Source organism: Nonomuraea sp. NPDC049480, assembly GCF_044465905.1.
Taxonomy (GTDB): Bacteria; Actinomycetota; Actinomycetes; order Streptosporangiales; family Streptosporangiaceae; genus Nonomuraea.
On the sequence record NZ_JBITMD010000001.1, the window covers coordinates 1,155,405 to 1,161,590 of the forward strand.

3 protein-coding genes and 1 pseudogene are annotated in these 6,186 nt (G+C 67.0%); all 4 read right to left on the minus strand.

The window, feature by feature from the left end; translation table 11 throughout:
* Positions 1-35: 35 nt before the first annotated feature.
* A complete protein-coding gene (gene rpsG, locus ACIBX3_RS05485; RefSeq protein ID WP_020542314.1) occupies positions 36-506 on the minus strand; it encodes a 30S ribosomal protein S7 in 471 nt (156 codons plus the stop codon).
* A gap of 2 nt (positions 507-508) precedes the next feature.
* Entirely contained in the window at positions 509-883 is a 375-nt protein-coding gene (gene rpsL / locus ACIBX3_RS05490; protein ID WP_049572713.1) for a 30S ribosomal protein S12, read from the minus strand.
* 680 nt (positions 884-1,563) lie between these two features.
* Positions 1,564-5,439, minus strand: a complete 3,876-nt coding sequence (locus ACIBX3_RS05495) for a DNA-directed RNA polymerase subunit beta' (RefSeq protein WP_397113339.1) — start codon at positions 5,437-5,439, stop codon at positions 1,564-1,566.
* A 16-nt stretch (positions 5,440-5,455) separates the two neighbouring features.
* Positions 5,456-6,186 (minus strand): annotated as a pseudogene (locus tag ACIBX3_RS05500) (DNA-directed RNA polymerase subunit beta); the annotation flags it as partial.

The following is a 6,186-nucleotide window of genomic DNA, read 5'->3' on the forward strand; positions in this document are numbered from 1 at the left end:
ACTCGCGTCCTCGTCGTCTCGTCGAACCCGCCGGGTTACCAGCGGTAGTGGGCGAAGGCCTTGTTGGACTCGGCCATCTTGTGGGTGTCCTCGCGCTTCTTGACGCTCGCCCCGAGGCCGTTGCTGGCGTCGAGGAGCTCGTTCATGAGGCGCTCGGTCATGGTCTTCTCGCGGCGGGCGCGGGAGTACTGCACCAGCCAGCGCAGGGCCAGGGTGGTGCTGCGCGCGGCGCGCACCTCGACCGGCACCTGGTAGGTCGCGCCACCGACCCGGCGGCTGCGGACCTCAAGGGTGGGCTTGACGTTGTCGAGCGCGCGCTTCAGGGTGACGACCGGGTCGTTGCCCGTCTTCTCCCTGCAACCCTCGAGGGCGCCGTAGACGATCGACTGCGCGATGGAGCGCTTGCCGTCCAGAAGCACCTTGTTGATCAGAGCGGTGACCAGCGGCGAACTGTAAACCGGGTCAGCCATGAGCTGACGGCGGCCAGGAGAACCCTTACGAGGCATTGTTAGCTCTTCTCCCTCTTCGCGCCGTAGCGGCTACGGGCCTGCTTGCGGTTGCGGACGCCCTGGGTGTCCAGCGAACCGCGGATGATCTTGTAGCGAACACCAGGCAGGTCCTTCACACGACCGCCACGCACGAGCACGATGGAGTGCTCCTGCAGGTTGTGGCCCACACCGGGGATGTAAGCCGTGACCTCGATGCCGTTCGTGAGCCGAACGCGAGCCACCTTGCGCAGTGCCGAGTTGGGCTTCTTCGGGGTCGTGGTGTAGACGCGCTGGCACACGCCGCGCCGCTGCGGACTCCCCTTGAGGGCAGGAGTCTTGGTCTTGGAGACCTTGTCCTGCCGGCCCTTGCGGACCAACTGCTGAATAGTGGGCACTGCCACTCCGTTTCGTGCCTTGGCCGGTGTTACGTCACTTGTGTTCATTTCGCAGGTACTGCCGGTGTCATGACCTGCTGGTTTTCCCCGTCTCGGCGCCCCCGCGCTCGGGCGTGTCGCGCTATTCACGCAGACGTCCCGCGAGGATTACGAGCCAGGAAGCTGTTCCCGCGCCCGCAATGAGCGCACGGTCGAGAGCCCGCATAGAGACGGGCACGATGTCCAAGACTACCCAGGCCCATGCGACACGTCAAAACGGCGCGGCAAAGCGGACAAGCCTTGCCACTCCGGGTCGCCAGGGCCTATTTCATCCAGCCCATCTGCAGCTCCGAAACCATGGTATCGGTACGCCGCCCGTTTCGTTGGCGGTACCGCGAACGTCACCGGACCGCGACCCAAGCGCGACCCCTGGCACAGGCGCCCAGCCGCCACCCTCCCGCGTCCCCGTCAGGCATCCGCACGATGTCGCGACGTGAACCGTCTCCCCCTGGCAGCCCTCGGCCCCCTACGGCGTCTGGGGCGACCAGGCAGCGCGTGACGGAAGGTCCTGGCCCCCGATTCCCCGGCGGCGGGCAGGGGCGCCCTCAGGGCCGTCACAACCCCCGCGGAACGGGAAAAATGACGCGCCCGGGCCTCTCGAGCGAGAGACCCGGGCGCGTCACCTACAGGCGATCAGCGATTCACCGGTTGTACTGACCGAAGTCGTACTCCTCCAGCGGCACGGCCTCGCCGCTGCCGGTGCCGAAGGTGTAGTCGGCCGCGGAGCCGTCGTAACCGCCGACGGTGTACATGGCCGCCTTGGCTTCCTCGGTCGGCTCCACCCGGATGTTCCGGTACTGCGGCATGCCCGTGCCGGCCGGGATGAGCTTACCGATGATGACGTTCTCCTTCAGGCCCAGGAGCGAGTCGGACTTGGCGTGGATCGCCGCGTCCGTCAGGACCCTGGTCGTCTCCTGGAAGGAGGCCGCCGACAGCCACGACTCGGTGGCGAGCGACGCCTTCGTGATGCCCATGAGCACCGGACGACCGGCGGCCGGGGAGCCGCCCTCCGCCACGGTCTCGCGGTTCATCAGCTCGAAGCGCGGACGCTCGACGAGCTCACCGGGCAGCAGATCGGTGTCACCGGACTCCAGCACGTTGACGCGCTTGAGCATCTGCCGAACGATGATCTCGATGTGCTTGTCGTGGATCGACACACCCTGCGAGCGGTAGACCTGCTGGACCTCCGCCACCAGGTGCAGCTGCACGGCCCGCGGGCCGAGGATGCGCAGCACCTCGTTGGGGTTGACCGCACCGGCGACCAGCTGCTGGCCGACCGTGACGCGCTGGCCGTCCTGCACCAGCAGGCGCGAACGCATCGACACCGGGTATGCGATCTCCTCCGAGCCGTCGTCCGGAGTGATGACGATCTTCCTGGTCTTGTCGGTCTCGTCGATGCGAGCCCGGCCCTCGGCCTCGGAGATCGGGGCGACACCCTTGGGGATGCGCGCCTCGAACAGCTCCGTGACACGGGGCAGACCGTGGGTGATGTCGGCGCCTGCCACACCACCGGTGTGGAAGGTCCGCATCGTCAGCTGCGTGCCCGGCTCACCGATCGACTGGGCGGCGATGATGCCGACCGCCTCGCCGACGTCCACGAGCTTGCCGGTGGCCAGCGAGCGGCCGTAGCAGGTCGCGCAGACACCGATCTTGGCCTCGCAGACGAGCGCGCTGCGGGTGCGTACGGTCTCGACGCCGGCCTCGACCAGCTTCGTCACGTGGATGTCGTTGATGTCGACACCCGCCGGGACGACGACCTTGCCGTCGACCTCGACGTCCTCGGCCAGGATGCGGCCGTGCACGTTGGACTCGGCGTTCTCCGCCTTGACCAGGTTGCCGGCCGGGTCGCGGTCGGCCACGTGCAGCGGGACCGCGCGGTCGGTGCCGCAGTCGATCTCGCGCACGATGACGTCCTGCGCGACGTCCACCAGACGACGGGTCAGGTAACCCGAGTCGGCGGTACGCAGCGCGGTGTCGGCAAGACCCTTCCGCTGACCGTGGGTGGAGATGAAGTACTCCAGCACCGACAGGCCCTCGCGGAACGAGGCCTTGATCGGCCGCGGGATCGTCTCACCCTTGGTGTTGGACACCAGGCCGCGGATGCCCGCGATCTGCCGGACCTGCATCTTGTTACCACGGGCGCCGGAGTTGACCATCATCCAGACCGGGTTGGTCGCCGGGAAGGCGTTGACCATGTCGGTCTCGACGTCGGCCGTCGCGTGCGTCCAGATCTCGATGAGCTCCTGACGGCGCTCCTCGTCGGTGATCAGGCCGCGCTCGTACTCGCGCTGGACCTTGTCGGCCCGGCGCTCGTAGTTCTCCATGATCTCGGTCTTGTTCGGCGGCGCGACGACGTCCTCGATCGAGATCGTGACGCCGGAGCGGGTCGCCCAGCGGAAACCGGCGTCCTTGAGCGCGTCGAGCGAAGCGGCGACCTCGATCTTGGGGTAGGTCTCCGCCAGCTCGTTCACGATCGTGGACAGCTGCTTCTTGCCGACCTGGAAGTCGACGAACGGGTAGCTCTCCGGCAGCGTCTGGTTGAACAGGCACCGCCCGAACGTGGTCTCCAGCCGGATCGGGTCGCCCTGCTCCCAGCCTTCGGGAGCCACCCAGTCGCGGGGCGGCAGGACGTCCCGCAACCGGATCTGGATCTTCGCCTGGATGTCCAGCTCGCTGCGGTCGAAGGCCATCTGCGCCTCGGCGATCGAGCCGAACACGCGGCCCTCGCCCAGCGCGCCCTCCTTCATGGTGGTCAGCCAGTAGAGGCCGATGACCATGTCCTGGGTGGGCATCGTCACGGGCTTGCCGTCGGCCGGCTTGAGGATGTTGTTGGTCGAGAGCATCAGGATGCGTGCCTCGGCCTGGGCCTCAGCCGACAGCGGCAGGTGCACGGCCATCTGGTCGCCGTCGAAGTCCGCGTTGAACGCGGTGCAGACGAGCGGGTGGATCTGGATGGCCTTGCCCTCGACCAGCTGCGGCTCGAACGCCTGGATGCCCAGGCGGTGGAGCGTCGGAGCACGGTTGAGCAGCACCGGGTGCTCGGTGATGACCTCTTCGAGCACGTCCCACACCACGGGGCGGGCGCGCTCGACCATCCGCTTGGCCGACTTGATGTTCTGCGCGTGGTTGAGGTCCACGAGCCGCTTCATCACGAACGGCTTGAACAGCTCCAGCGCCATCTGCTTGGGCAGACCGCACTGGTGCAGCTTGAGCTGCGGGCCGACGACGATGACCGAACGGCCGGAGTAGTCGACTCGCTTGCCCAGCAGGTTCTGGCGGAAACGACCCTGCTTACCCTTCAGCATGTCGCTGAGGGACTTCAGCGGACGGTTGCCGGGACCGGTGACCGGGCGACCGCGACGGCCGTTGTCGAACAGCGCGTCCACGGCCTCCTGGAGCATCCGCTTCTCGTTGTTCACGATGATCTCGGGCGCGCCGAGGTCGAGCAGACGCTTGAGGCGGTTGTTCCGGTTGATGACCCGGCGGTAGAGGTCGTTGAGGTCGGAGGTCGCGAACCGGCCACCGTCGAGCTGCACCATCGGGCGCAGGTCCGGCGGGATGACCGGAATGCAGTCCAGCACCATGCCACGCGGCGAATTGGTGGTGTTGAGGAACGCCGACACCACCTTGAGCCGCTTGAGCGCACGGGCCTTCTTCTGGCCCTTGCCGCTGCGGATCGTCTCGCGCAGGTTTTCGGCCTCGGCGTCGAGGTCGAAGCTGATCAGGCGGTCCTGGATCGCCTGCGCGCCCATGCCGCCCTTGAAGTAGCGGCCGAAGCGGTCGCGCATCTCACGGTAGAGCAGCTCGTCGCCCTCGAGGTCCTGGACCTTGAGGTTCTTGAAACGGCTCCAGACCTCCTCCAGCCGGTCCAGCTCGCGCTGGGCCCGGTCACGGAGCTGACGCATCTCGCGCTCGGCGCCCTCACGGACCTTGCGGCGCTGGTCGCCCTTGGCGCCGGCGGCCTCGAGCTCGGCCAGGTCGGACTCGAGCTTCTTCTGCCTGGTCTCGATGTCGGCGTCGCGGCGCTGCTCGATGTGCTGCCGCTCGACGGAGATCTTCGCCTCCAGCGAGGGCAGGTCACGCTCACGCATCTCGGTGTCGACCTGCGTGATCATGTAGGCCGCGAAGTAGATGACCTTCTCCAGGTCCTTCGGGGCCAGGTCGAGCAGGTAACCCAAGCGCGACGGCACGCCCTTGAAGTACCAGATGTGCGTGACCGGCGCGGCCAGCTCGATGTGGCCCATCCGCTCACGACGCACCTTGGCGCGGGTCACCTCGACGCCGCAGCGCTCGCAGATGATGCCCTTGAAGCGGACGCGCTTGTACTTACCGCAGTAGCACTCCCAGTCGCGGGTCGGACCGAAGATCTTCTCGCAGAAGAGCCCGTCCTTTTCCGGCTTGAGAGTTCGGTAGTTGATGGTCTCCGGCTTCTTGACCTCGCCGTGCGACCACTGACGAATGTCGTCGGCGGTCGCAAGACCGATCCTGAGCTCGTCGAAGAAGTTGACGTCCAGCATTTGTGCGATCTCCCCCTCAGACTTCTTCCACGCTGCTCGGCTCACGCCGGGACAGATCGATACCGAGCTCCTCCGCGGCGCGGAAGACGTCCTCGTCGGTGTCGCGCATCTCGATGGACATGCCGTCGCTGGAGAGCACCTCGACGTTCAGGCACAGCGACTGCATTTCCTTGATGAGCACCTTGAAGGACTCCGGAATGCCGGGCTCGGGAATGTTCTCGCCCTTGACGATCGCCTCGTAGACCTTCACGCGGCCGAGGACGTCGTCGGACTTGATGGTCAGCAGCTCCTGCAGGGCGTACGCGGCGCCGTACGCCTCCAGCGCCCACACCTCCATCTCACCGAAGCGCTGGCCACCGAACTGGGCCTTACCGCCGAGCGGCTGCTGGGTGATCATGGAGTAGGGGCCGGTCGAGCGAGCGTGGATCTTGTCGTCGACCAGGTGGAGCAGCTTGAGGATGTAGATGTAGCCGACCGAGATCGGGTACGGGAACGGCTCGCCGGAGCGCCCGTCGAACAGCCGGGCCTTGCCGGTCTCCTGCACCATCCGGTCACCGTCGCGGTTGGCGATGGTGCTGCTGAGCAGGCCGACGATCTCTTCCTCGTGGGCGCCGTCGAAGACCGGGGTGGCCATGTTGGTGCGCGGCGCGACCTTGTCGAAGCCCTTCTCCCGCAGCCGCTCGGCCCAGGCCTCCTGGACGCCGGAGATGTCCCAGCCCCTGGCGGCGATCCACCCGAGGTGGGTCT

What these genes read in the sequence shown, in the direction of transcription:
- rpsG (WP_020542314.1), bottom strand. Translation starts at nt 506, where the DNA reads ATGCCTCGTAAGGGTTCTCCTGGCCGCCGTCAGCTCATGGCTGACCCG.
- ACIBX3_RS05495 (WP_397113339.1), bottom strand. Translation starts at nt 5,439, where the DNA reads ATGCTGGACGTCAACTTCTTCGACGAGCTCAGGATCGGTCTTGCGACC.